At 43.6% G+C, this 24,944-nt stretch carries 10 protein-coding genes and 1 tRNA gene; 5 read left to right on the top strand and 6 right to left on the bottom strand.

Going from position 1 to position 24,944, the window contains the following annotated elements:
* Positions 1 to 58: 58 nt before the first annotated feature.
* Positions 59 to 1,642 carry an NAD(P)/FAD-dependent oxidoreductase gene (locus tag PLE34_RS13250; RefSeq protein ID WP_324557723.1) on the bottom strand — a complete coding sequence of 528 codons (1,584 nt, stop codon included), beginning with the start codon at positions 1,640 to 1,642 and terminating at the stop codon, positions 59 to 61.
* Positions 1,643 to 1,697: 55 nt separating this feature from the next.
* The gene (locus PLE34_RS13245) at positions 1,698 to 2,078 is read right to left on the bottom strand and encodes a DUF3127 domain-containing protein (protein WP_324557721.1); all 381 of its coding nucleotides are present in this window, start codon (positions 2,076 to 2,078) and stop codon (positions 1,698 to 1,700) included.
* A 117-nt stretch (positions 2,079 to 2,195) separates the two neighbouring features.
* Between PLE34_RS13245 and PLE34_RS13240 the strand changes: the two genes are divergently transcribed.
* The 5 genes from PLE34_RS13240 (at position 2,196) to PLE34_RS13220 (ending at position 5,932) form a co-directional block, all read left to right on the top strand.
* Positions 2,196 to 2,939, top strand: a complete 744-nt coding sequence (locus PLE34_RS13240) for a 5'-nucleotidase C-terminal domain-containing protein (RefSeq protein ID WP_324557720.1) — start codon at positions 2,196 to 2,198, stop codon at positions 2,937 to 2,939.
* Positions 2,929 to 3,864, top strand: a complete 936-nt coding sequence (locus tag PLE34_RS13235; RefSeq protein ID WP_324557719.1) for a bifunctional metallophosphatase/5'-nucleotidase — start codon at positions 2,929 to 2,931, stop codon at positions 3,862 to 3,864. The genes PLE34_RS13240 and PLE34_RS13235 overlap by 11 nt, the downstream gene beginning before the upstream one ends.
* Before the next feature lie 139 nt (positions 3,865 to 4,003).
* The gene (gene dnaA / locus PLE34_RS13230; RefSeq protein ID WP_324557717.1) at positions 4,004 to 5,437 is read left to right on the top strand and encodes a chromosomal replication initiator protein DnaA; all 1,434 of its coding nucleotides are present in this window, start codon (positions 4,004 to 4,006) and stop codon (positions 5,435 to 5,437) included.
* A 79-nt stretch (positions 5,438 to 5,516) separates the two neighbouring features.
* Positions 5,517 to 5,792 (top strand): acylphosphatase, encoded by a 276-nt coding sequence (locus tag PLE34_RS13225; protein WP_324557716.1) that lies wholly within the window; start codon positions 5,517 to 5,519, stop codon positions 5,790 to 5,792.
* A 51-nt stretch (positions 5,793 to 5,843) separates the two neighbouring features.
* Positions 5,844 to 5,932: transfer RNA gene (locus tag PLE34_RS13220), tRNA-Ser, on the top strand.
* A gap of 511 nt (positions 5,933 to 6,443) precedes the next feature.
* Here PLE34_RS13220 and PLE34_RS13215 read toward each other — a convergent pair.
* From PLE34_RS13215 to PLE34_RS13200, 4 genes are all read right to left on the bottom strand, one after another.
* On the bottom strand, positions 6,444 to 6,941 hold the full coding sequence (locus PLE34_RS13215) for a hypothetical protein (protein ID WP_324557714.1): 498 nt from the start codon (positions 6,939 to 6,941) through the stop codon (positions 6,444 to 6,446).
* Complete coding sequence (locus tag PLE34_RS13210) at positions 6,938 to 15,937, bottom strand: RHS repeat domain-containing protein (RefSeq protein ID WP_324557712.1); 9,000 nt, start codon at positions 15,935 to 15,937, stop codon at positions 6,938 to 6,940. The genes PLE34_RS13215 and PLE34_RS13210 overlap by 4 nt, the downstream gene beginning before the upstream one ends.
* Positions 15,938 to 16,147: 210 nt before the next feature.
* The gene (locus tag PLE34_RS13205) at positions 16,148 to 16,873 is read right to left on the bottom strand and encodes a LolA3 family protein (protein WP_324557710.1); all 726 of its coding nucleotides are present in this window, start codon (positions 16,871 to 16,873) and stop codon (positions 16,148 to 16,150) included.
* A 6-nt stretch (positions 16,874 to 16,879) separates the two neighbouring features.
* Positions 16,880 to 24,937: a PA14 domain-containing protein gene (locus PLE34_RS13200; RefSeq protein ID WP_324557709.1), complete on the bottom strand. Its 8,058-nt coding sequence runs from the start codon at positions 24,935 to 24,937 to the stop codon at positions 16,880 to 16,882.
* Between the last annotated feature and the right edge of the window lie 7 nt (positions 24,938 to 24,944).

Here is a 24,944-nt window from a genome sequence, read left to right as displayed (position 1 = left end):
AAGAAATTTATAAGATGGCAACAAAGGCATAAAGATTTTAAAAGTTTTGTAACCCGTTTCACATTTTCCACTTTTCCGATATAATGTCTGCTATTTTTTCGCCATCCATTGCCGCGCTTACTATTCCCCCGGCAAAGCCGGCTCCTTCGGCGCAGGGGTACAGATTATGTATTTGCGGGTGATGGAGGCTTACCTTATCCCGTGGTATACGAACCGGCGATGAAGTACGGCTTTCCGTTGCCACAACAATGGCTTCATTGCTGTAATAGCCTTTCATTTTTTTACCAAAGGCTATCAGCCCTTCCTGCAGGGTGCGATAAATAAATGAGGGAAAAACAGCTTCCAGCGAAGTGGCTGTTACACCCGGTAAGTAAGAACAGCGGGGAAGGGTTGAAGAAGCATTATTTTCAGCAAAATCAACCATGCGCTGTGCAGGCGCTGCAAATTTTCCGCCCCCCGCATTGTAAGCCTTTCTTTCTATGCTTTCCTGGAAATACATTGCGGCCAGCGCGCCATGGTTTCTAAAAGCCTGCACGTCCTTTTCTTCCACGGTAACCACAATGCCGCTGTTGGCATAAGGGTTATTTCGTTTAGAGGGGCTCCATCCGTTTACTACTAGCTCACCCGCACCTGTAGCTGCGGGAGCAATAATACCCCCCGGGCACATGCAAAATGAAAACACACCACGCTGGTTGGCTTGTGTTACTAAGCTGTACGAGGCGGGTGGCAGGTTAACGGATGATGAATGCCCGGATGCCGTACCGGGAAAGGAATGATACTGAATTTGGTCAATGAGTTGCTGCGGATGCTCGATGCGTATACCTAACGCGAAAGGTTTTAGCTCAATACTTATTTTTTTTTGATCCAGTAAACGGTAAATATCTCTCGCCGAGTGTCCCGTGGCTAATATAAACGCATCTGCTTTAAATACATTTTCATCGGCCGTTTTTACGGCTTTCAGAATATTGCGGTCAATAATAAAGTCCGTTACTTTTTTTTCAAATAAAAATATACCGCCGCAATCCCGGATGGTATGGCGCATGGCGGCAATAATATGCGGGAGCTTATTGGTGCCGATATGCGGGTGTGCATCATACAAAATATTTTCTTCGGCGCCAAAATGAACGAACAGGCTAAGTATCCTGCTGATATTACCACGCTTATTGCTGCGGGTATAGAGCTTACCATCGCTGTAAGTGCCCGCCCCGCCTTCACCGAAGCAATAGTTGCTTTCCGGGTTTATGACGCCTTCCTTATTCAGTACCGCAAGGTCTCTTCTTCTTGCCCTTACGTCTTTTCCTCTTTCCAGTATAATGGGTCGTATGCCTTTTTCTATCAGTTGCAAAGCAGCAAATAACCCGGCCGGTCCGGCGCCAATAATAATTACTTTTTTTTGAGCGTGTTCCACGCTTTTAAAATGAAAGACAGGAACTGGTCTTTGCTGAAAAGGCTCATTAATGAACGCGTTAACAGTAAGCATTATCCATGCCTGCCTGCCCCTGGCATCAACAGACCTTTTGAGTATATGAAACCCCGAAACTGCTGAAGGTGTAACACCTTCAGCGGCAGCGATATGTTCGCTAATTAACGATGCTGTGGCTGCCTGCGAAGGAAGCAAACGAAGCACAATATTTTTTTGCATAGATAAGAGGTCAGGTGGTTATCCTAAAACTCAGCTTGTTTTGCAGGCAGTTGTTTTAAAAAGGTAAATCATCTCCCGGAGCGGAAGACGGAACTTCGCTCACGCTATAATCATTTGCAGTGGTAACCGGCTCCTCCTGTTGCAGGCTAATCGTTTCCATTCGCCATGCATCAAGATTAGTTATATAATTCACCTGCCCGTTCTTTTCCCATTTACTGCCTTTTATGTTGAAATGTACTTTTACTGTTTCTCCAATACTAAAGCGGTCGGGCATACTGGTTTTATCCTGCACACATTGGAATTTGGCGTAATTGGTAATCATCCTTCCTCCAATATCTTCCGTTTTTTCAATTACAAATTCACGGGTTTTAAATGTTGCGGTACGCTGTACCGTATCTGATTTGGCAATTAATTTGCCGGTTAATTCGTAGCTCATTATAAATATTTAAAGGGCAAATGTAGCGGTTATAACTGAGTGATGTTTTTGAAATTTTGATTTTGTTTTTGCATAAAAAAATTTTACCTTCCTGCAGGCAAGTGAAAAGCTGTACAAATGAAAAAAAGTATTTCCGTACCTATATTAGCTTTCATTTTTATAGCATCCTGCCGGCTTTCTTACCAACCACAATCAGTTCAATATACAGATTACCGGATAAGCAGTACGGGTAATACCGATACCAGCTTTGCTGCGTTCTTAAAGCCTTATGGCGATAGTGTACATAAACGCATGCAGGTTGTTGTGGCAACAGCGGCAACTACTTTGCAGAAAAAGCAACCTGAAGGCACACTGGGTAATTTTTTAGCTGATGCTTTACTCGAAAGCGCAGCCGAAAGATTTGATATACACATAGATGCCGCTTTTTTGAACCCGGGAGGTATCAGAATGGCGTATATCGGATCGGGACCGGTAACCATTGGCAATATATATGAAGTGATGCCTTTTGACAACCTTATGGCATTGCAGGAAGTGAACGGAAAAGTGTTGCAGGCGTTTCTTGATCTTACCGCCGCAAAGGGCGGATGGCCGGTAGCAGGACTAACCATGAAAATTAAAGATAAGAAAGCCACGGATATCATAATAGGAGGGAAATCTTTAAATGTGAATGCGCATTACAACATCGTTAATTCCGACTATATTGTTAATGGCGGCGATAATTGTGATATGCTGAAAGCCATTCCTGCAAAAACAACAGATTACCTGATAAGAGATGCATTTATTGATTATTTTAGTAAGCAGGATGCACAGGGGAAAAAAATTGCAGCTCAAATAGAAGGTCGCGTAAGCTATGCTCAGTAGAAGAAAATTCATACAGCAATCTGTTTGCATTAGCGGGGGTGTGCTGGCAACATCAAATTATGCATTGGGCAGCGATGCAGGATCTGTGCAAAAGCTTATTGTTTTACATACCAATGATGTGCATAGCAGGTTAGAGCCTTTTCCTTTGGATGGAAGCAGGAATGCAGGACTGGGAGGAGTAGCTGCCCGCGCTGCATTAATTAATACCATAAGAAGTGAAGAAGAAGATGTGTTGTTATTAGATGCGGGAGATATATTCCAGGGCACGCCCTATTTTAATTTTTATAAAGGGGAGCCCGAAATAAAGGCCATGAGTAAAATGCGTTATGATGCCGCTACAATGGGTAATCATGATTTTGACGCGGGAATGGAAAATTTTGCCACGCAATTGCAGTACGCCAGCTTCCCTGTAGTGCTCTGTAACTATGACTTCACCAACACGCCAATGGAGCACCGGTGTGTTCCCTATAAGCTATTTAAAAAGGGAAAACTCAAAATTGGCGTTACAGGTGTTGGCATTGCACTGAAAGGATTGGTACCAGATGCATTGTATGGCAATACGCAGTATCTTGATCCTGTTGAGCACGTGAATCGCATTGCTGCCAGTTTAAAAAAGAAAGAAGGGTGTGATATGGTTATTTGTTTATCGCATTTGGGGTACAGGTACCGGGAAGGTAACAGGATGAGCGATGAGGTTTTGGCGAAAGAAACAGAATATATAGACCTGATCATTGGCGGACATACCCATACTTTTATGGATAAGCCGGTGATTTATAAAAATAAGCTGGGCGGCGATGTAATTGTTAATCAGGCAGGTTGGGGTGGTATGGTATTAGGCAGGCTTGATTTTATTTTTGAGAAGAATAAAAGTAAAAGTTTGGCAAACACGCACACTGTTCTTATTGGGAAAAAATCAAGTGAATAAAAAATTTTTTTTTCAACAGGAAATGTTGATATTCGCCGCCCTGCCCTACTTTTTTTTGATGCGTTATGCACATTAAAAAAATGAAAAACCTTACAAACTATAATATACTTAATTCAATATATAAACTGCTTTACGGATAATGGATAAAACACATGATAAAGTATGGCTCAATTGTCTTGGCATAATAAAAGATATTGTAGAGTGGCAGCATTTTAAAACCTGGTTTGAACCCATTAAGCCTGTTGGATTAAAAGATAAAATTTTAACCATACAGGTGCCCAGCCAATTCTTTTATGAATACCTGGAAGAGCATTATGTAAATTTACTGGCAAAAACATTGAAGAGAGAATTAGGAAAAGAAGCAAGACTGGAATATCGTATCATGGTAGATAGCGGCAACGACAAGAATAAACCACTTACCATGGATGTTCCCGGGCATGGTTTTAAAACATATTCGAATAATGAAATGGACTTTCCTTTGGTTATAAATAATCCGGTAAAAAATCCATTTGTAATTCCGGGATTGAAAAAGATGCAGATTGATTCGCAGCTCAATCCCATATATACATTTGAATCTTTTATTGAGGGCGATTGTAATCGCGTAGCCCGCAGGGCAGGTAAAACCGTTGCCGAAAAGCCGGGGTCTACCTCCTTTAACCCGCTGGTAGTGTATGGTGGTGTTGGATTAGGCAAAACACACCTGGCACAGGCCATAGGCAACGATGTAAAACGGCTTCATGCGCACAAGGTAGTGTTATATGTAAGCTCGGAAAAATTCATTAACCAGTTCCAGGATCATAGCCGTAATAACGCCATCAATGATTTCATTCATTTTTACCAGATGATTGATGTACTGATCGTGGATGACGTGCAGTTTTTTAACCGTGCCGAAAAATCGCAGGATGCGCTTTTCGCTATTTTTAATCATTTGCACCAGAGCGGTAAGCAGCTTATCCTTACCTCCGATAAATCGCCCAAAGACCTGGAAGGTGTGCAGGAAAGATTGCTGAGCCGTTTTCGCTGGGGACTGAGCGCCGATATGCAGTTGCCCGATTATGAAACCCGGATGGACATCCTGGAAAAGAAGATGAAGAATGACGGGCTGGAGATGCCTAAAGAGGTGGTGAAGTACATTGCATACAATATTCAAAGTAATGTAAGAGAGCTGGAAGGCGCTTTAATTTCTCTTTTGGCACAGTCTTCGCTTAACAAGAGGGAAATAGATCTCGAATTGGCAAAAAAAGTACTCCGTAATTTTGTAAAAACATCATCAAGGGAGATCACTATCGAAACCATCCAGAAAATGGTTTGTGATTACTTTAATCTCCCTTATGAACGGTTGCTTCAAAAAACCCGTAAGAGGGAAATTGTGCAGGCCCGGCAGATCACAATGTATCTTGCCAAGCAATTCACCAAAAACTCTTTAAAAACAATTGGAGAGCATTTTGGGGGAAGAGACCATACCACTGTTATTCACTCCTGTCAAACCGTGAAGGACCTGATGGATACCGACGGATTGTTCAGGGAAAGTGTAGTGGAACTGCAACAGAAAGTACAACTGGCTGCCATGTAAAAATATTTGTACTGATTCATAAAAAACCCCGTGATTATTCCGGGGTTTTTTATTTTAGCGTAGGAATAAAACCCGGGCTATGACCATAAACAGGATGATAACCATAACAGGAAAAGTGCAGGGGGTGTTTTACAGGGGAAGTGCCAGGGAACAATCCGAACGGTTAGGCGTAAACGGAGAGGTAAAGAATATGCCCGATGGTTCTGTGGTGTTAATAGCGGAAGGAGAGGAGGAAGCCGTAAAGGCTTTAATTGCCTGGTGCCATTACGGACCGCCGCGTGCAGAAGTACAGGAAGTAGCAGTTAAGGAAGGTGTAATAAAAGGATATAAAGATTTTAAGGTAATACGGTTTTAATATTTGGGTTTTCTGATGATTCACCCTATTTTTGCCGTCCTTTCAGCAACAGGTGAGGTGGATGAGTGGCTGAAATCAGTAGTTTGCTAAACTGCCGTACGGGTAACTCTGTACCGCGGGTTCGAATCCCGCCCTCACCGCAGAGGATTAAAAAGGTTGACAATAAAAGTCAGCCTTTTATTTTGTTGCGAATAATATGGTTATGAAAACAATCCTGTCATGCAAAAGCAGCGTTGGAAAATGCTGCAGAAATCGTAACAATAACCCTGAATAATTGAACCTATACCCTTCTCCGGGGAAATGTACGGGGTACCGGCATAAGTTTGGTAGCGTTTGATTTGTGCAGTACCAGACCTGTTCCCGATATCATCACTTATCTCAATAATCAAGTTTCAGCTCCAAGCCCCTTAGCAAATACGTCAACCCTTTCCATATTTCGTCCAATAACTGCAACTTTTGCAGGGTCCCCCATCAACACTCTTCGTGCAGTTATGCCTTCCACTGTAGCATTAATTCCATCAAGTACACCAACACTTTTAGATGATTTAAAAAAGGATTTTAAAGCGATCTTCAATTGAAAGAAAGCTCGTTGGCTATAGATGCTGGCTAGCATAAGTGTTCTGCCAGCAGGAGAAAGCGAGTAAAAGCCTTTTAGTAATTGGTCATTCCACTTACTTGAAATACGTGAAGACTATCCGATTCGTCAAGATAGACGTAGTATAAAGTTTTAAACTGGGATAATCCGGCTAATAGGTACCAATTATTCTGCTCTAACTCCCCAATAACGTTAAATGTCATACTTCTACTTGGGTCTATATCCGCAGGCCTTCTCCAAACGAAACCATTGTATCTATTAAAGTATACTTTTCGATCTAAATAATTTTCTCCATTGTATTTGACATTTGCGACAAATGAGAAACTTGTGTCTTCCACCAAACCGTGATAAAGTTCCATGTCGGTAGGGGCGTTTAAATTGATGGTTCTGCTGCTGTCTTTTAGCTTCATTCTATAAACTTCAAAATAATTATCAACTTTATCCCAATTAGGATTAATCACATAGTCTTTCGTAATGGTAACAGCCCTGTCATTCCAACAACTCGTTGTAAGAACCAAAAGGATAATCATTCCTGCAAAATAAACTCTCATCATTCCTGTTTTTTAGCAGCTGGTATGTTGTCAAGGATTAAAGCTGTGTTAGGATGAACCTTCCCAAATGCTTCCCTATTAGCTTTGTATTTGTCATCATTGCTCTTGTTGTTTTCAACTTTCCATTGCTTGTAGATGCCAAGCGCATTAATCAAAATCCTTTGACCATATAATGACCCTTCAAGTTCTGTCGATGATGTTGTTCTGACAGGGGTATCAATACCTTCCGGCCCATCCAGTTGCATTCCCCGTATTTTATACCAATTCTTTGAGATAAAATCATCAATTCTATTTACCATATCCTTATCAGCCTGTAAAGTCCTTATATCTTCGAGATAAGTTGCATAATTCTCGCTTGTCACTGCAGCATAATCCTTATCGTGTCGCTTGGCTATGGCATCTGCCCAGTCTATCGGTTGCTCGTTGAAATTATAATTTGTGCTTTTAGGATTTCCATCGTGGGTTACGGAGCCTCCCCCAGAATACAGGCCGTGAAACTCAAAATCTGATGCTCCTCCAACTTGGCGTTGCTCCCAACGTTCATCCGTTCTGTTCCCAGCAGCATCATAAGCATAATGAACAATGCCCCTTCCACCCGGGCCAAAAGGAACCGAATAATGAACACCTGCTGTTGTGCCACCCAATCTCTTGATGTCTTTGTCGGTCATCTTATAAAATTTAGTTTTTGCGACAGCTCCATTGGCATAATGGTGGAAAGCAATATACTCTAACCCATCCAAGTCAACTCCATCAATCGGTCTATTCGATGCGAACTGGTACGGTGTTAATTCCGGATACTTGTTTGTCAGTGGGTCAACGCTCAAAAACCTTCCCAGCCTCCTGTCATAAATCCTCATTCCATAATCCTGTATCCCTTCTCCTGCATCATTATCATTCTCCTTGCCATTAAACCCATAGCGATAACCTCCCGGCCCGCCCCTGAAAGTTCGGGCAGGCATTTCCATACCAAACGGGTAATAATCCTGCGCACTCACTATATCTGCTTCGTAATAATCTATGGTTCCGTTACCTGCGTCATGACCTTTCTTTTTATCGCTCACCGTTGCCAGTACATTGCCCAGATGATTGTTCAGTTCAAAGAACTTTTTGCCTCTTTCAAATATAATTAAACTGCCGCTATTTCCATAACCCATATTTACCGGCTTCAGTGGCATTGCCGAAAGATCCTTAGCAGGTATGAAGATCCCAAGGCGACTGCTCCCATAAAGGTGCTGTTCGTTTAAAAGTAATTTGTTATCCCTGTTATTTATACCGTATACAGCCATTACATTGCCGTTGGCATCGCGCACATAAAAAGTAGTAGTGGTGGCGTTGGGAACGGTTACCTCTTTGCTGATGCGGTTTCCCGCCGCATCGTATGTATAAGCGATTGTTTCACCATTGGTTTTGGTAACACTTTTTATCTTTCCATATACCGTCCATTCTATTTTGCTAATGCCTCCGGCATTGTCCTTTATCAAATTACCAGTTTCATCGTAAGCATAATTGCCCGGCTGCTGATCGTCTATGTCTTCAGGATAAGCGGAGGCAGGAACCCTGTCTTTTACATGGTCTAATTTATTATTTCCCGGCTGGTAGTGATAGGTGAGATTATCCATAGCCAAAGCGGAGCCCAAACCATTCCTGTTATAGGCGAGTATGTTTCCATTGGCATCATAACTTATGCTTTCTTTATACTCCTGCGTGACGGTAAGGCCATTATCCCAGATATTTTTGCCGGTTGTATTTCCTTTATATGCATCCATTCCGGTAAGCCGGTTAAGCTGATCATACTGGTAATTATACAAAAGCGGGGCGCCCAGCCTGCCAATGTTAACCGCCATGCTGCTGATATTACCATTGAACAGCGGTTTATATGCATTGAACATTTCCAACTTTGTACTTAAGCCGCTATAAGCACCTGACGCATTGATAGCCGTGTAGTCGTTGCCGTAATAGTGCAGGCTGAAACCATACGCATCTTTTGAAACCGGGTTTTCTTCAGTAAAGGCTCCGTTTACAGCCTTTAGCCACCCCTGCAGGGTATAGGCGTAATCAATACCCTGTACCTGGTTTTCGCCAATTACAGCACGGCTAAGCGGGCCATGTTTATAATACCGGTAGTGAGCGTCATGATCCCAATGTGTTTCATCCGCACCGGTATACACATCTGTAAGACGGTTTTCGGCATCGTAACTGTATTGATGATAAAACGCATCAGGCTGTATGACCGATTGCTTAGTAACGGGGTCGTATAAGCGGGGCTGGTAACTTACCCGGTTTATTTTTCCGCTGACCAGATCGTACTGGTATGTAATACGTTTATAGCGGTTACCCTGCTGAGCCATTACGCCCGCTGAGCCGTAATCCTGCAAAATCGTATCTATATTTCCGTGGATATCGTAATTATAAAATACGGCATAATCATAATTGTTCAGGTTTCCCGCTTCAGTAAATACAGAAAATGAAACCCGGTTACGCAGGTTGCTTTGACGCATAATATACGGCAACAGGTCTTTTTGCAGGTAACTCTCCCCGGCCCGCTGATCGTAAAATGTAGCAGTTACCTGTTTTTTGCAGGAAGCATTACTGTTCATCCAGTTTTGCAATTGCACAGGGGTACGGCTTATGCTGTTGTTCATTTCGGAACCGGCATTGTTTAATTGTCCTGCTTCGGTTATACGGGAGAGGTGGTCATAAAGCGTGTAACTATATGTCACCCCAGGCCCCTCACCCCCGGCGGAGAAGGACGCAGCCTGTTTCGCATTTTGAGACAGCACCAGTCTGCCTATCCGGTCGTACCAAAACCGGCTCACGCCTGCATCGGGCGTTTGCTGTTGCACCACCTGGTTAAGTGTATTGTAACGATACTGGGTTATAAAGCCATGTTCAGGAACCAGTATATTATTTTCTGTGCGGGCTTGTTTTACGTGCTGCAACCAATTTACATCAAAATTGGGATGAACGCCCTGCGGGGGAATGGTTTTAACCAGGTTGCCCGCCTGGTCGTAGTAATACAATGTATAATGATATTCGCTTACCGGCTGGTGTACAACAAAGGTTTCATGCATTACTGCCCGGAGGCACTTATCTAAGAATACACGGGTAAAACTGCCACGAACCGAGTCTTTATATACAGCGTACCGTTCATATCCGCGACTTATGGCAAAACTGAGACTGTCGGCGCAGGGTAATTCATTTCGGGCTTCAACAGGAATGATAGCAGCATTTTTACGGCAAAGCAGGAGAGCAGGATTGAATACAGGCGGGGCTGTACTATCACCACAAACATTTAATGCAATGCCACTGGCGCTATACAGCGAATCAATTTGATCCGGGCTATATGTTTCACTCCATTGATTATTAAAGTACTTCGTAAACCTGGTAATACAATCTGGTGAAGGGCATTGGTAGCTTTTGGCATGCGAAGCCAGGTTAGCCGTATCATTAAAGTCTTCAAAAAGTATGAGTTCATCATTTGTTCCATAAAGTTTCATCCAGTCTAACTGCACATTGATCCCCTGTTGAAATGACAGGTATGGATCAATTCTGTCAATAAAGCTCCTTCCGTCCCTCGGTGCCCTGAAGATCAGGTTTCCTTCGTAATATACCCGGAAAGAATCCGTTTTAACCGACATTTTGATAATACGCCAGTCCTGGAAATCCTTATAGCTAAAGGAGGTGTCGTAATGCAATACGCCGCGTAACCTGTAAAATGAGGCGTTTGGCCGGTTGGGTACAAAGTCAACAGCAAAATCTTCATCAATATCGCTACTGTCAATGTTGATACTATGCGTGCTGGCGCTCATTACTACATCGCCGCCCTGGGATGCAGCAACGGGATTTTTTATTCTTACTTCAACTGCATATTCATTTTCAATACAGATTCCTTTAAGATTTCTATACCCTATGGAAGAATAATACAATGGATCCGACCCGGTGGGCATGTGCAAAACGCCGGTATCTGCAATCACAGACAAATTACTGGAACTAACGGGGAGCCCGGTATAAGAAGAATACCCTCCGGTAACCCAATAAACGGGAGGGAGCCCGGTATCAACGCCACTATCATCAATAGAATTATAGTTTGCTTTATAGGCATCAGCCAGGCGTATTAATGAATCTTTCAACAGGTTATTGTTACCGCATACATCCAAATGTTTTCCACAGGTATTAAAGTAAACGGAATCAATTTGCCCGTAAGTATAGCTGGTTCCCCTTTGCTGGTTATAATATTTTATAAAGGCTGCCTGGCAATCCGGCACAGGTTGTGGGCAAACAAAAGACGGGCTAACCGTTGACCGCGTATCCGTACTGTTAAAGTCGTCAAAATAAACCGGCACATCATTGCCATCATACACCCGAATCCAGTCGAGCGCTGCCTGGTAATCTAAAAAAGCAAGTGTAAATGCCGGCCAGTTACGTAATGGCATCGTAGTTCGGGCAGCCTGTTTAATCAGCCTGCCATTATAATAGATACTGATGTACGCCGCTTTAACTTCCAGCTTAATCACACTCCATGCTTTATAAATTACATCCGGATCTTCGTCCATCAGTATAAGTCCGCTATGGATATTTACCGGTCTTTCATCTTCCGGATTAATTGCATTTATAGAAAGCAGGTGAAAGCCGCGGCGGTCAGTTTCCCGCCTGTGCAGCACAAAGCCCGTATTACGGTCAGTAAAATAAAACACATCGTCGTTGGGGCGCAACACTTTTTTAAGCGACTTGAACCTGAACTCTATAGAATAGCCGTTTTCCAGGCAAAATGATGAGCCCGCCCTTCTGTGCTGAAAATATACCCAGTTACGCCCGGTAGTATCGCGTATGGCTTTTGGCCAGTGCAGGTATCCATCACTCACAATTGTATTTAAATCCTTAATAAGCGGCGGATCAAGCTCGTTCGAATGACAAAAAGCCTCCACCCGGTATGGGTTTACGTCTTTGTTAAAACTCCTGGTCAAATTGTTGAGACTGTCGCAACCATTCAGCACTTTTACCTCACAACTATCCATAAACGATAAATACTCCTGCGCCTGTTTCGCAAAGCCAAAGCGGTTATTCATATAATAGGCGAACAATTGATTTATGTTTTGCTGCTCAGGCGTGCTTTCCTCAAAACGGGGTGCAGCATTCGGGTAGGCGCTGGCGAAAGCATCAAAGCCTTCCTTAATGGCGGTGCAGGGTACACAGGCATTCTCTGTGCCACACTGCAATGCCGGGGGAAGATAAACAGCAGTGGAAATAAACTTACAATCAATAGCCCCGGAACAAAGGTTCAGCAGGGTATCCAGCATACCGTTGCGCACAGTAGTGTGTAGCACACGCTCTATATAAGCGCCGAAACCGGCATCATTGTTTTCCTGCGTATACGCATGGTGCAGTTGTGCTAATTTTTCGCATTCACATGGTTCGGGCTTCGTGATCACGGGTTTACCGGTCCATACCTGCGGCATAGAATAAGCAGCAGGGAAGCTGATCAAACTTCCATTGCAATCCGGTACGCCAATAGGAGTGGCGGGGTTGGCGGTATTGTATAATTGAACATAATGTGCAATTACTTCACCGAAATTCTGGTAGGTATTGGTTACGCCCGGCGCTATAGAACTGGCGCCCATCGGGTGGCTGGCATCTGATCCTTTGGCACAAACAGTTACCAGGTCGGCCAACAATACAGTTTTATAAGGAAGCAATTTGTGAATATCACATGGGCTCAGCTTATTCCACCAAAGCTCAGCGTAGCTATTGCAGGAGCTTTGATCCTGGTAAAAATTTTGTAAAGCGGCTTCTGCTTCATTCTTATTATTAATATCGTTTATTCCTGTGCCATACTTAATATTGGTGTAGATGTCCGAAAAATAAGAACGGTATTTTGTTTCATCAATTACAGGAGCGCTGCCGGTATTGCTTTTAACCATAGCCAGTATCAACTCATCCTTCTTTGATTTGTATATTGCCCTGAAGGCCTGCCATGCCACATCAAGGTCGGCCGTACAACCCTGTGTGCTAAAGGGATCAGTTATTTGCTTTTGCATACATGCTTCATCACCTTCGTGGCTGCAAAACCCGGCAAAGGAAGCGGCATTCCAGATGTCGGCGGTATAACTTCCGGCTGCAGTTACCTGCTGCATAAATACCTGCATCTGGTTGCGCAGTATGGGATGCATTTTGAAGAAAGGATCGGCATTTACACTGCTGCCGGCAAATAATGTGGGATACCTGCGGGTAAAGGCTATATTATTCGTTGGATTGAGATAACCTTTTTGTTGCGCTTCTTCAAATGTTCCGGTACCGATAAAATCCATGTCCCAGTTGTAGCTGCTGCTCCCAACAGCCGGCTGATTGTTTACAACAGGGGTTGTATTCAATATAGCATATTGCATGCGTTCCGGATGCAGATTGTCTGCCAGGGTTTCCGCCCATGAAGGTTCAAAATTCAACACAAACTCCGCTATCGTTAATTGTTGCGGTGTAAGCGTAACCCAATTGCCGTTACGCAGTATGGTAACTGTTGCAGGGGTACCGTTTGCATGTTTATACTGCAATGAAGAAATGGTATAACGGCAGCTGCTGTTTCCGGAGCTAATGGGTCCAAAAATACCATTAATGTAATACTGCTTATTATCTGCAGTGCCTGTATGATCTTCAATATTAGCATATTGTCCGTAAGGGGGCGTTACATCCCGGAGCATCATCATGCGCAGGTTAGCTAGATAATTTTTTTGTTGGGCGCCGCCGCAAAGTTCTTCACATTGCGCTGATAACTTTTCATAGGCTGCTGTAGCCAGCCGCCTGTCGGTTTCAAGGTTCGCATTTAAGCCGTTATCTGCAATAAACCGGTTAAGGAAAGCCTGTTGTGAAGCATCCAGTTGCTGTTGACAATTAAGGCAGGGTGTAGCGCAGCTGTTGGTACTGTTCAAAAATACCTGCTTTTGCTCTTCTACAAAATCCTGCAGGGTTTTGCACAAATCAGTGGTGTCAAAAGCTGCCTGGTAGGTTTGCAGCGCCTCATCCCGGATAGTTAGTTTTTTGGTAATGGTATAGCTTCCCTCTTCCAGCACTTTATCGAAATTACGGGTAAACAATGCGGGTAAGTTGCTGCATGCATCACTGATATTACCAACAACGCCGGTATACACAAAAGGGTTGCCGCCAAATTGTTTGTTACCACAATCATCACTAATGGTAATTTCAAGGGTATAGGAGCAGGTATAACATATATCCGTACCTGCACAGTTGTTTATATTAACCGTGTCGGGCAAAAGTGAGTAGCTGAATGTATGGTTCCCTGGCTTTGCTACCAGTAACCCTTTGCTGCTTTCGATAGTAATGCCTTTAATAACATTATTAGAAACATTTGTGAGCGTTTTGGTAATATAGTCATCCTGTTTGGAAGGAAGACGCTCTAATTTCATACCGCCAGGCAGGTCTCCTGCCAATGCCGTGGCTACAGTGCGGCCGTGCATATCTATATAAGATACCTTATATTGCCCGTTAGCATCTCTCACCATATGTTTAAAATAATGCGAGGCATCTCCTGCTTCCGTTCCGAATAGTGCATCCAGTTCTGTTTGATCGGGATTGCCGTAGTAATACCTGGTTTCATGTTCTGTAGCCAACCGGTGATAGGGTCCAACACCGCTTTGTGCGGCAATGCGGCCCGTATTGTCCTGCAGGTATTTCGTTTCCGTGTAGGGGAAACCGTTAGCATCGGGGATAAGCTTATTGTTCCCTTCTGTTTTTTGGGGATTTTGGGGCGAGTAATATTGAGCAGCGCCGCCCTTCTCCGGATCTAAAGCAGGTGCAGCTCCATCGCAGTAGTCGCGGTTTGGCAAAAGCTTATCATAATTGTCTTTATAATATTCAGTTGTATTCAGGAAATGGTTGAACCCCGGCGTATGCTTTATCAGTTTGCTGATGGTGGGAGCGGGGAGTACCTGTATAACAGGTCTTCCCTGATAATCGTAAAAAGCTTCGGCAACTACGGTTGTGTTTTCCGTATTGTCTTTGGTAACGGTTTGCCGGTTTCTCAAGCTGCCGTCAAAATATTGTAAAACACTTTTGCGCCTGCCTTCCTCAGCAAAGCTCGTTGATGCCTGCCAGTTCAATTTGTCTTCGTGACCCTGCTTACATTCAAATGTGTTAGAGGCGCTCCAGTTGGCTTCTGTACGCTGCCCCGAGGGCTTTACCTGCACCGGTCGCACCCTGAAAATCAGCCAGCCGTGGTTATTGTATAGCAGCGGAACAGGATAATGATGTACCGTATGGTTTAAGGTAACCCGCGCCGCGTTATTTTTAAATACATTTTTTTCAAAGTATTCAGTGCCGGGACTGCCATATACATGGGCATCGTATGCCGGTTGGTCAATATAAGTCCATTCCAGGTCGTATTCGTCTGCTCCTTCTGCCGGTTGCCAGAAAACATCCAGTTCACCGGCATCGTTTTCCAAAGGAGGATTAAAATCAATTTGCGGAACTTTATTTTCATCACAATCAAAGTTGTATACTCTTTCTATCTGCAGCTCATTGGTTATTTTAAGAGATGGCAGGGGGTTCCACCCTTCAGCGCTGGTAGTAACGCTTACTATGTTGAGCCTTACCCAAACAGCATTTTCAAACACAAAACTGTTTTTTGTTTTGATCGATTTTCCTTTTGCGGTATCGTAATTAATAGTGAGGGTTTGATTTTCGGCAAGTGAGTCTTCATTATACGGCGCGGTTTTAAAGCTATAGTATAAACGGTATACGATGGTTGCTTCAAAAGGTGATCTCAGGAAAAAAGGAGATGCTTCGTCAATGGAAAATGTAATGATGTTACGGGTAAAGGTTGCTTCGAACTTATGCGGGTTACGTTCCTGGTCGGCGTAAAAGCCCATATCCTGCACCTGGGCAAAGGAGCCGGGCTTTAGCTGGCCAAGGTATCCTTCGAGCGGGGCAATAATAGCAGGCTCTTCAACTGCCCCAACGGTATTCAGGAAGCATATTCCCAATATCAGCATGCACAGGTGTTTTAGCATAAGCCGGGTGCTTTTTGGTTTGCGGTTTGGTCTTGCCTGCTCTCCGCTTCTTTTGATCTTTACTTCCTTCGGGCAGGAAGGGGTAGTGCATCAGCTTCAGCAGAGAGTGGCAATGACCTGGTGTTGTTATTCCTTTAATGCAGTAACAATATGGCATTCATCCAAAGCTTCTCCTGTCGTTGGCCTGTTATTTCAATACACATTGTTTACTACTGAATAACTTTCATAGGTAGCAACGGTTGCCCATTTATTGTTTTGCTTTTTTATAAATTTTGTATAATCAAAAATGGTTTCTTTAAAAGCCGCTTTACTATGCTCCAAAAACTTAGCGGTAATAATAATGCCATTGGGCTTTGTTTTACCGGCCTCCAGATTTTGCGTTGCCCGTTGTATATAATCTATTCTTTGGGGCAGGAAGGTGTTTTTGTTATAGGTGATGGAGCACCGGCTGTAATCAGATTCAGGCGCGAAATGAAATACCAGGGTTCGGGTAGCTTTATTGTCTGTGATGGATACGAAATGTATATTAGCTGCTATGAAAGCGGAATCCCAGTCGTCAATTACCAGTCTTCCTTTTTCAATAGGGGCGGTAGCATTGGTGAGCACTATGGTTTTTTCGTTATGATATATGGCGGCATTCACACTGTCGTTTTGAATGAATTCCATATTATCCGTTTTGCAATAGTAATTGCTGCCTTTTATTTTGAAATAAACAGTAAGGGCATCTGCTATTTTTTCCGGGGCACTTTCCATTGCGTATTGATATTGGATCGTAAAACTATTATAACCCGTGCCGGAATAAGCATTCCTTATCTTTTGCAATTCTTCTGCAGCAAGGTCAAAATGCTGGGTATAGGTATTGCCTGTGATCAGCAGCAGCAGCAATAAAACGACTGGTGTTCTCCCGGTTAATATCATGATGTTTTATTTTAGGCTATTACGGGTTTCTTTAATTGTTTTAATACCGCGCTCCGTTTCCTTCTTCACCCGTGTCAATGATCCGTCATCATCATATTCATAAAATGTAGCGTAATTATTTTCGTCCAGCTCGCCCATCAGCCGGAGGCTTACGGCATCGTACACAAATGATCTCATACTGGCATTGTATGGAAGAAAGCGCCAGTCGTCAAAAAATATTTTTCCCGAATTGCCCCTGTTGCCTGCCGCTTTCAGATAGATCTCCATTTTTTTAGCACCTGCGGGTATTATTATCGCTTCTTCAATCCTCTGCCAGCCTTCAATAATATTTCCTGATGGTTTCAGCAGGTCGTGCTGTGAAAAGTAGTTACCATATTGGTCTGTGTAATAGATCTCAATTAACGCGTTTTCATAATTACCGCATTTACAGTTTGTATCCTCCTTTGCCCATGCACTTACCAGGTAGGTATTACCTGCGGCGGGCGAAAACTCATCATAAATGATATTGTCTGAAGTTCTTGTACCCTCCCAACTTATACAACGAGTTGTGTTTTTAACAATAGCTGCTTCCGCTGTACGCACACTGTTATGAAAATTGCTTACAGGTATGATTTCAGGATTTATAGCATTGGGTTTTTTCCAGTTAAGAACGGCAAGCCCTTCCCCTTCGCCATCGGTATGCTCTACTCTTATTTTATAGTATTTGCCATGGTACAATTTTACAGGATCACTGTACAGAGAGGTATTCCGTGCATTGCTAAAATATACCGGGTCATTAGGGAAAGCATTCAATACCAGGTTATCATCTATCCATAATTTAAAAGCATTATCGGCTGCCACGCTAAACTGGTAAAGACCCTCGGGATCTGTATTTGCCGTACTGTTGCCTTTTCGAAGGGTCATATAGCCTTCCCATACCACTTTATAAAAATGCTGGTTCCTGGTTAATCCGAGCTTGTTCCGGGTTGTACTTCTCCTGTCGTAATTAATATCTACCCGGTCTTTTATAACAGGCGTCGCAGTGCCGGCACTGTAATTGTATGCGTCTAATCCGTAATTATCGTTCCAGTAATTGTAGTTGCTGTAAACAGTAGCTTTTAACCCGGCTCCGTTATTCACCCGGTTAACGGTGCTGCGAAAGGCTGTATCCGAATTAAACCGCATACCGGGAGATATCTCTGTGCGCAAAGTGTCTCCCAATTTGATCATTATTTTTACATCGCTTCCGGCAGGTATCCCCAGGCTGAATTTTCCGCTATGGGCTTCTTCATTAACAATATAGCGCTGTAAAGCTGTGGCAGGAATATGCTTTTGAATAGTGCACGGAATATCGCATTTGTTATTATTGTATTCATAATCCTCAAACCCTTCAAATGCCTGCTCCGTATATTTTGAATTTTGAGTAATAGCAACCGGCATAGTTTCATAGTACCCATACTGCACCGTATTGTATCTGCCAAGAGGATCTTTGTTTTCTGTTTCATATCCTCTCCGGTTAAATTGCGTGCTTTGTGTATTCCAAACCCAGCGAACAGTATCTGAACCGGCTGTTATTCCGTTTGTAGTAAATATCCAGTAAGGATTGAACCCGGTTATGGTACCATAGGTACGGATATTGGTGGCGCTGTTGTTTTCCGGAATACCGGATTCCGTTCTGTTCCCGTAATAACGGTATGCCTTATCCATACGCCAGTTACCCAATATACCCCAACGGTAAGGGTTAGTGGCAGTATCGGCTATTTGTGAAATACAGGCATCTGTGGCAACTGTTTGCTCACAGTAAAAGGAATCACATTCCTGTATAAGTCTTTCACCATTGCCACAGGCTGTATATTCAATGGTTAACTGCGGAGCCGTAGAGCAGGGAATATTTAATTTGGCGCCGGCATCATAACCATTCGTTACATTGCTGCAACTGGTGCATCCGGGAATAGCCAGGGCGGGCGCTATTGCAGCAAGCCTGTTTTGTTGCGCCTGCGCCTGGAGGCTGGTAATAATATTACTGTTGCCGGGAGCATATGCATTACATCCGTTTACATAGTCCTGTGTATAACTGTTGGTTGCCCAGAAGCAAACACGTACAGGTTCAGTGGTAAGTCCCTCCGGCGCTTCCGGACTTATCTGGATATAGGCGTCCTGACCGGGATCCCTTACCATCCCTGCTACCATATTTTTAACATCCACAATAAAGCTGTTTTGCTTTTTTGTGGCGGGAATAACGGCTTTGGTTAATTCATCAAGACTTCTGTTATTAAATATGTTTTGCGTTTTCGCATTGTTATCAGAAAGGGTATTCAGATCAAGATCATTGAATAAGTTCTTATTGGTAACCCTGTGCAGAATGGCATTGCTTTGAAGCCGGCCGGCATTAGGATCGAGTAATTTATGCGGCGTTGCGGCATTATGGTCGCGGGTAGTATAATCCCAGTCAAACCCTCTGCTGTCACTTTCTTCATGCAGCCCGTAATGCGGATACAATGCAAGGCTTGAGCTAACAATAGTAGCCCCGGAAGGGATGGCTGTAAGATCAAATTTCAACCAGCTCTTTTCCCTGCTCAGATACGCACAGGCTCCCCCGGGATTTCTTTTTCGATGCAATGATTCAAAATAGGGAGCATTGGTATAAGCCCTGTATTCTGTACCATTAAATGTACACCCCCTTCCGCTGAGCTTTTGATTATAATAGATGGAAAATGAACTTACCGGGCTAAGCACTATTTTCTTCACCGCGTTTATTTTTGTAGTAATCGTTTGGGGCAGATACCTGGCATCTTCGACTTTCCAGAGATCTTTATACGATTGCGCTGTGCTGTTAATTACCCCAATGGTGCTATCCAGCACTAATCTCCATTTCCCGGCTACCTGCTGCACCGGGTTTCGCAAGCTCCGGATATTGCCAATGCCGGTAGCTGCCATATTGCGCATGCCCGAGCGCAGTATTTGCAGGTCGTTTCCCGTTCCGGTAAAAAATTTACCGTTTTCATCAATGAAATACATGCCGCTTAGTCCTTTATTGTAGTGAATTTTACCGGCATCCACGGCCCATATTTTTTTAGTGACCGCAGGCATCATAACAGGCTGGTTACAGATACCCAAACCGGTACATATATTTATGCCGTTATTCTCCAACTGTTTTTCCAGCCCGTTAAACACTTTGATTTCATCGCCGCTTTCAAAATATTTTTCAATGCCCGGATACCCGGGAGCATTAATAAGCTTACCATTACTGAAGCTAACATTATGAAATACCGCACCAATATTGCTATACGCGCTTCCCATACCGCTGTAAGCCCAGTGTGCGGGATAGTTGAACTGGTAGATGGGGTCGTTAAATTCGTTTTGTGTTTTGGTCAGCAGCACATCTCCCGTTTCGCCATCATATAAAATATTTTCAGTTGTAACCAAACTGCCTTTTTCATATACCATCATCTTATCAACAATACCATAGCGCTGTACTACTTTAGTTATAGCTACCGAGCGGAAGCGGTTCATTTCAAAGTGGGGTATAAACCAGGGAAAAGGAATGGTTACAGGCAAAATACCAATCAGAAATCCGTCTATATTGAATTCCATGCCTGCACCCTGTGATTTGAATTCCTGTTCCCGCATGTCAACCATCAGTTCAATATCTTTTCCAATTTCCGCCTGCATATTAATATGCCCGTTGGCGGAGTCTGCAACTGCCACCGTACCGGATAATCGTTTAACTTCCGTGTTCTCATCCTGTACTTTATAATAATACTTTGTATAGGCTAAAGGGTTAGCCGGATCATTTTCAGGATAAGAAGCGGTACCTTTCAGCTTTCCGTTCATATCATTAATCTCTATTTTAAAACCCTGCGAAAAGGTCAGCGTTTTTTTGGAATACAGGTTCAGGATCTGCAGGAGATTTTCTGAATGATATTTTCTTTTTTCAAGCGGCGTATGCTCCACTATTGCGGGAAAATCATACGTGGTATAGAACTCCGATTCTTCGTAACCGCTTGCGGATTTAATATCTTTGTAATGAATGCCCCGCGTTCTTACTTTACTGTATCCAACGGAAGCGGAAGGAAAAAATGCTTCTCCCAGCGGATGCTCCGAATACATATTATTAACGGGAGCTAAAGGTGCTATCTGTTCATTATATTCTACAGGCTCCCTGAAAGGGTTTTCTTCATTGCCTATAATGGGCTCATAACTCGCCACCCCGCTGCTCATTACCGTTCTAACGCCATTAATGTCTTTAACGGTAGTGTAATCGTATTCCAGTCCGTACGTTGCCTCCTGTTCCGCACCTCCTGTCATTTTATTCCAGCCGTCGTAAATGGTTATCCGCTTCACTCTTAAGCCATCGCCATATTTTTTATACTCCGGGTTATTCAATCGTACAAAAGATTGGGCGGTGTTTACTTTTTTTGCCCATCCTCTGATCCTTGCCTGTACAGGAAACTTCAGGAACAGCTCGCTGATATTGCCCATTACCGCAAAAGTGGCTTTTACTACTGCCAGCGCGTCAAAGTTGCCGTTAAGGTCGGAGCCGGGATAAGCTTTGGATGGCAGGTTAAGCTTTAATACCTGCAATGCAGTTTTAACCAGCGGACTCGCGTCACCATCGCCGTGATTTATTATACCGGTTCCTTTTATTTTAATCCAGATAATACTATTGTCGGTTGTTAATCCGTAATCCTCGTATTGCGCATAAGTAGTAACCTGTTCATTACCGCTTCCATACAGGTCGCCAGGCATCTGCACCCTTAGCCGGAAATAAAGTTTTGAAGTGCCGGATAAATACTTTTCAAAAATTTCTTTTCTGACCGCAGCGGGCAGGGTAGCGCTGATGGCGGATGGGAGCCTGACAAATACATACCGGCAATCCTTAAACCCTTCTTCCGTCGTACTATATAAATTACCGGTCATATTACCCAGGCTGGCAGCGCTGCCAAAGCCGGCAATGGTGAACATTTGCATGGCTCTCCTGTTTTGCACATAAGCGTAATCGTCTGATTCATACTGTACATTTAGCCTTCCGCCGGAGGGGAGCACGATGTCGCTGAGCGTCCATGCCGCCGCATGCATAGCGGCTTTTGTGCTATCCCATTTCCCATTGTTCGTTTCATTACCGTTTTGAAGCGTATAGGGATAATCGGCATTGCTCATTTGCGCCGGGTTGTTCCGGGCATCTTTATAATTTCCCCAGCGATCGAAACCTTTTGGATCATAGCCGGGATTGTATGCCGCTTTTGGGTCACTGCCAGGATCATTTATATCCTTCGGATGATACAGGAAGACATAAGGTTTTTTTTGGCCTTTGTTGTTTTTGTTATAAGTGAACCATATCTTTTTTAAAGTGAGTTTTCCTTTGCCCGGAGCAGAGGAAGGAACGCCCAGGCAAAGCTCATAATTGTATTCAAAATGAACCGTTTTTACCGGTTTGGCCGCTTCTTTGTTTTTAACATAATCTGCTTTACTGTATACATCAATTTGTTTAAGATAGCGGAGTGGCTGCTGCATATCTGTTCCGCCATTTTCCCCTTTCGATCCAAAGGCGTCTTCCCGCAGTTCTCCCCGCTGCGGGTCATTCAGCGTAAAAGTGGCAATCATTGATTTTGATTCAATTGAATGCAGGTACCATATTTCTTTTTGGCCGTAGATATAGCTTCCTTTATCGTCGCTGTAATCTGTTTTCAACCCCTCGCTATAAGTGGCTTTATTTTCAGCAAGGGGAGTACGCCAGCGAAACATATAATTATTTCCATACGGTCTGCAATAATTAAATTTTACCGCGTCGCCCATATCGTCATCGGTTATACCATCCCCCGTTTTATCGGTATAGTCTGCCGAAACAATTCCTGTAAGCAGAAATGAATGTGCATAAGCCGGGATTTCTTCCGCCCCGTAAAAATTGTCTTTGCCTTTGGTGTTACGTATTGTATTATCTGTTCCGGGAGTGTATTCCACCAATCCTGTTTGTATATCAGCAACTGCTTTATCTGCACTAAAGCTTACCTCTTTCTGTATGGTATTATAAACGGGCAATCCATACACATACCTTCTGCCATCCGCATTCAGCACGGTTATTTCGGAAAGATGATGTTTTTTGCGAAAAGAAGTAACGCGGCTTTCAGCTATAATGGCTTCGCTATTCACCGGATTGGGGCCGTTGTAAATATCAACATCACATTTGCCCGCGAAAAAACTGTTTACGGGATAGATGCATATGCTTTTGTCTAACCCGAATAACGCCGCATCGGCAGCAGTTAAGTAGCTGATCACCTGGCTGCGCTTATCCCTGAAACGTTTTAGGGTGTGCAGTGAATCTACTTTTATTTTATTGCCGTACGGCAACAGGTTTTTATACCGTTGAATAAATGGCGACAGTGTGGGATCGTCATTGGCGCTCATAACAGGTAATACCGGGTCTGTATCACCTAATTTATCATAGTAACTTTGGAGGTTAATGGTTTTTTCAGCAGGATTTTTAAAGTAAACAGCTTCAAAGGTACTATCGGCTTCTTTAAAAGGCAGTTGTGTGGCCATCAGGTTGCCTTCAGTCCATGCGTTGTTAGCGGTTACCGCCGAATTTACCCGCACATCATAACCCGCATGTACAAGGTTCCCGGCGCCCAGATCCAGCGAAATACTCCCATCAAGACTTTTGGAACGCGTATCAGCATCCCTTACAAAACCAATGTCTCCCCGGTAAGGACGGAACATGCCTCCTGTGCCTTCTCCCGTAATACTATACACATCGTAGGTATAATTAGGGATGGCGATATGCGGAACAGGAGGAGTAGCGCGGTAGGTGAGTTCCTTTTCGCGATTATAATCGAGCAGGGCGTTTGGAATATCCCGGGCTTTTTGATAATACATGTAGCCGAAAGCCGGAAACTCCTGTTTTTTATCATCTTCGGCTATGTATTGCCGTGAAAAAAAGCCGCCGAAGGAAATATTGGGATGCGTGCCAAAGACCTCACCTCCCGGTTTGAGGTTGAAGCTGAACTGGTAGCTGGTAAAAGATATATTAGCAGATGGCGTATATGCCTGGCGGGCAAATGAAATATTTACCAGGTCGCGCGAAGCGGTATAAAAAGAACCGGATCCGGATTGTTCATTATTGCGCGTGTCATTTTTATATTTCAAACGTCCTGTTGAGGCAATGCTTAAAGATTGCAGTCCGCTACGTGTGCTGAAAGAAGTGCCTGCCGAAAATCCATTAGATTGTATGCCACTCACTTCCGCGTTCCTGTTCCTGAATTCCATTGCAAAAGAAGGCGCAATGCTTACGCCACTCTGGGAATTGGATTGAAGTCCTATCCCTGCTGTAAGTGAACCCTTGCTTCCAACAGACGACTGATAACCTGCTGATGCATCTGCAGAAATACCTATTCCTTTATAATTATTGTAAAACAGGGAGCCGTTTAAACCGATATTAAAATTATTCAGCTCCAAACCAAAAAGTTCAAGCCCGAGTGCTACATTCCCGCCTGCTGTCCAGTTAGGGCGGAGGGAACTTGTTTTCGTAACCACATCTTCCCCGTTAAAATCATCCGGGAGCCCCCGCATATTCCTTCCTATAGTACCCGGATTGATGTTCCATCCCAGTCCTACCCAACTGGCTTCCTGGTCCATTGTTATACCGCTGCGGTAATGGATGTTTACAGCATAGCCGCCTGCATCTGCCAAAGGAATGGAATAGGAAAAATCACCACTGAATAAATCTACCAGGTTATTGCTGTTCACGCTTTGAAAGGATTGCATTTCAGGCTGCCCCGGGCCCGGTCCTGAAAATTTATTTTCTTCTCTCCCTTTTTTCATTGTGTAGCTTTCCTTTTTTGAAGGAACGGTTTGGGTAATATCAGCGGGTATTACCACCGGATAGTGTACAGCAGTATTACCCGGAATATTTCCCGGAAGAACAGGTGATGGTAAAGTACAGGAACCTAACACGTGAGAATAGCTGCTTTGAATGAAAGCGTTGCCCCATGCACCACCGTAAAGCGTACAGCAGAACTGTAAAAAAAATACCGATAATAAAATGGTAGCGCCTCCCTTACGGCGCCTGCTTAAAAACAGGTAGATCATTAAAATG

This window comes from Agriterribacter sp. (assembly GCF_035445465.1).
GTDB lineage: Bacteria > Bacteroidota > Bacteroidia > Chitinophagales > Chitinophagaceae > Agriterribacter.
The sequence above is the reverse complement of the archived record's forward strand: the minus strand, read 5'-3'. Positions and strand labels throughout refer to the sequence as shown.

Bases quoted from the DNA above. Each gene is read 5' to 3' on its own strand.
- PLE34_RS13235 (WP_324557719.1), top strand. From the start codon at position 2,929: ATGCTCAGTAGAAGAAAATTCATACAGCAATCTGTTTGCATTAGCGGG.
- PLE34_RS13205 (WP_324557710.1), bottom strand. From the start codon at position 16,873: ATGATATTAACCGGGAGAACACCAGTCGTTTTATTGCTGCTGCTGCTG.
- PLE34_RS13245 (WP_324557721.1), bottom strand. From the start codon at position 2,078: ATGAGCTACGAATTAACCGGCAAATTAATTGCCAAATCAGATACGGTA.
- PLE34_RS13210 (WP_324557712.1), bottom strand. From the start codon at position 15,937: ATGCTGATATTGGGAATATGCTTCCTGAATACCGTTGGGGCAGTTGAA.
- PLE34_RS13250 (WP_324557723.1), bottom strand. From the start codon at position 1,642: ATGCAAAAAAATATTGTGCTTCGTTTGCTTCCTTCGCAGGCAGCCACA.
- PLE34_RS13200 (WP_324557709.1), bottom strand. From the start codon at position 24,937: ATGATCTACCTGTTTTTAAGCAGGCGCCGTAAGGGAGGCGCTACCATT.
- PLE34_RS13215 (WP_324557714.1), bottom strand. From the start codon at position 6,941: ATGATGAGAGTTTATTTTGCAGGAATGATTATCCTTTTGGTTCTTACA.
- PLE34_RS13225 (WP_324557716.1), top strand. From the start codon at position 5,517: ATGACCATAAACAGGATGATAACCATAACAGGAAAAGTGCAGGGGGTG.
- PLE34_RS13240 (WP_324557720.1), top strand. From the start codon at position 2,196: ATGAAAAAAAGTATTTCCGTACCTATATTAGCTTTCATTTTTATAGCA.
- dnaA (WP_324557717.1), top strand. From the start codon at position 4,004: ATGGATAAAACACATGATAAAGTATGGCTCAATTGTCTTGGCATAATA.